This is a genomic window from Actinomadura sp. 7K534, from assembly GCF_004348575.1.
Classification (GTDB): Bacteria; Actinomycetota; Actinomycetes; order Streptosporangiales; family Streptosporangiaceae; genus Spirillospora; species Spirillospora livida.
This window is the reverse complement of sequence record NZ_SMKB01000428.1, coordinates 1-2616: the sequence shown is the minus strand read 5'-3', so window position 1 is coordinate 2616 and position 2616 is coordinate 1. Positions and strand designations below refer to the sequence as shown.

General features: G+C 69.0%; 4 protein-coding genes. 2 read left to right on the top strand and 2 right to left on the bottom strand.

The window, feature by feature from the left end; genetic code table 11:
* A partial coding sequence (locus E1266_RS39080) for a hypothetical protein (protein ID WP_207946150.1) occupies positions 1-225 on the bottom strand: 225 nt, incomplete at its 3' end.
* Here E1266_RS39080 and E1266_RS36750 point away from each other — a divergent pair.
* Positions 202-1278, top strand: coding sequence for an acyltransferase family protein (locus tag E1266_RS36750; protein ID WP_207946149.1), 1077 nt, complete (start codon positions 202-204; stop codon positions 1276-1278). The two genes, E1266_RS39080 and E1266_RS36750, sit on opposite strands and share 24 nt — an antisense overlap.
* A gap of 17 nt (positions 1279-1295) precedes the next feature.
* Here E1266_RS36750 and E1266_RS36745 read toward each other — a convergent pair whose 3' ends face one another.
* Positions 1296-1769, bottom strand: a complete 474-nt coding sequence (locus E1266_RS36745; RefSeq protein ID WP_132055141.1) for a carboxymuconolactone decarboxylase family protein — start codon at positions 1767-1769, stop codon at positions 1296-1298.
* A gap of 202 nt (positions 1770-1971) precedes the next feature.
* Between E1266_RS36745 and E1266_RS36740 the strand changes: the two genes are divergently transcribed.
* Positions 1972-2604: a TetR/AcrR family transcriptional regulator gene (locus E1266_RS36740; RefSeq protein ID WP_132055139.1), complete on the top strand. Its 633-nt coding sequence runs from the start codon at positions 1972-1974 to the stop codon at positions 2602-2604.
* The last annotated feature ends 12 nt before the right edge of the window (positions 2605-2616 follow it).

Genomic DNA, 2616 nt, shown 5'->3' with positions numbered 1-2616 from the left:
GGGGCGGCCGGTGCGGCGGGGGCGGAGTCGGGCACCCGTGGTCAGCCGGTAACGTGGCCGAGCCAACGCGAAAATATCCCCGGTAGGCGGATCGAGACCCGGAGTTTCATGGGGTACGACGTCAAACTTGTTAAGTCGGCCGAGGTTGCGGAGAGCAAGAAGGATCGGGATCCCTTCTTCGATAACGCCCGCTTTCTTGCCGTGGTCCTCGTCGTCGTCGGGCACACGGTGACGCTGTTCCCCCCGAATGACGCGACACATCCCGCGGTGCTGCTGCTGCAGACCTTCCGGATGCCGCTGCTGATCATCATCACCGGTCATCTGGCGCGCAACTTCGTGTTCGACGACTCCAAGGTGCGCGGGCTGGTGACCGGGCTCGCCCTGCCCTACCTGATATTCGAGTTGTTCTACGCCACCTACGCGTGGGCCACCGGTGCGGCCGCCTTCAACCTGCAGATCCTGCTGCCGACCTACCTGATGTGGTTCCTGATGTCGGTGATCATCTGGCGGTTGACCGTTCCGTTCTGGCGGAACGTCCGCTGGCCGCTGGCGATCGCCGTGGCGCTCACCCTCATCTCCTACACCCACGAGATGCCCCACGAGCTGACGCTCCGGCGGCTCTTCGCGCTGCTCCCGTTCTTCGTCCTGGGCGTGTGCCTGCAGCGCAAGCACATCAAGTTCCTGAAGAAGCCCGGGATGTCCGCGGTCGGCGTCCTCGTCCTGGCCGCGGGCGTCACCTTCTACTACACGGGCGGACGCTACGTCCCCGAGTACTGGACCTACTGGGACCGGGGCTACCAGTGGCTGGGCGTCAGGGCCTTCCCCGGAGTCTTCATCCACCTGGGCGTGCTGACCCTCGCGACGCTACTCGCCGGGGCCGTCCTGTCGCTGGTCCCCAGCCGGCGGACCTGGTTCACCCCGTTCGGCACCAAGACCATGTACGCCTACCTGCTGCACGGCCTCGGCGTCATGACCGTGGTCTACTTCGGTCTCCACCGGACCGCTTTCGTGCAGACCGTCCCGGGCGTGCTGATCAGCGCCGTCGCGGCCGCGGCGGTGGCCACCCTGCTGTGTACCCCGCCGGTCGTCAGGGCCACCCGCTGCCTGATCGAGCCGAGGGCGGAGTGGCTGTTCCGCCGCCGCACCCCGCCGCCCCCGGCGGCCTCGAACCACGGCGGCTCGCGGACGCCGACCACGTGCAGCATGTCGGCCGGTGCGTCCGCGAGGACGCGGGCCATGGCGGGACGGTCGTCCCGCCATGGCGGTCCCTCCTCGTAGTCGCCGGGGCCGGCCGGTCAGTCCCACATGCCCGGCTCGTAGCCGCCGGCGGGCTGCCGGGTGATGACGTTCATGCGGTTGAACGTGTTGAGGAGGGCGATGAGGCACACCAGGGCGGCGAGCTGCTCCTCGTCGTAGTGCTTGGCGGCGTTCGCCCAGACCTCGTCCGGGACGCCGCCGGCCCCGTCGGCGATGCGGGTGCCCTCCTCGGCGACCTCCAGGGCCGCCCGCTCGGCCTCGGTGAAGACCGTGGCCTCCCGCCAGGCCGCGACCAGGTTGACGCGCAACGGGGTCTCCCCGGCATGGGCGGCGTCCTTGGTGTGCATGTCGACGCAGAAGCCGCAGCCGTTGATCTGGCTGACGCGGATCTTCACCAGCTCCTGCGTGGTCGCCGGCAGCGGTGAGTTCTGGACGATCTTGTCGGCTGACTGGAGGTGCTTGATCAGCTTGGGCAGGGTGGCGGATGCGAAGTAGTCCAAGCGAGCGTCCACGGTGCTCTCCTTACGGTGTCGTCTGTTCCACCCCTACTGACGGGGCGGCCCGGCCAGATGTGACACCGGGCGGGCACCACGCACGCCGGCACGCGGCGGTCGAGCCCTGTTAAACGCCGGACTCAAGAAGCTTTCCGATGATTTGAGGCGCCATTGGCCTGCGGTACGCCTGACCTGGGCGTAGTGCGCCTAATGTGGCGGGATGTCCAATGTCATTCCACGTCAGCGCGTCATCGACGGCGCGGCCCGGTTGTTCGGAGAGCTCGGCTACGACAGCACGCCCCTGCAGCTCATCGCCGATGCGCTGGGCGTGAGCACCTCGACGATCATGAAGGTCGTCGGGGACAAGCGCACGCTCTACATGGAGGTGATGCGGCAGGCGTTCGAGGCGGAGTGGACGGCGCTGGACACGGCCGTGGCGCAGGCCGGCGGCGGCCAGGCCGCGGTGCACGAGATCATGGACGCCTATCTGGACTTCCACGTCGCGAACCCGCAGAACCGCGCGCTGTGGGCGCACCGCTGGGTCGCCGACGCCGCCGACCTCTCCGAGCTCGAGGACCGCTATGCCCGGCCCCTCTTCGACCTGGTGGCCGCCAAGATCAAGGGCTCGGTGCCGCCCGACGTCGACACCTACTACCTGCTCGGCACGATGGTCTGGTGCGTGCACGGCTTCCTGGGCTCGGGCCTCCTCGACCGCCCCCGGGGCATCCGGAGGGCCGACGACCCGGTCGCCGTCGAGTCCTTCCGGCGGCACCTCCACGTGCTGATGGACCGCCTGCTCGCACCGCAGGCCCCGCCCCCGGCAGGCCGTCCCCGGGCGATGGCGAGCAACTGACCCGCCCACCGA

Excerpts from the sequence above, each read along its gene's own strand:
- E1266_RS36740 (WP_132055139.1), top strand. The coding sequence starts at position 1,972 with ATGTCCAATGTCATTCCACGTCAGCGCGTCATCGACGGCGCGGCCCGG.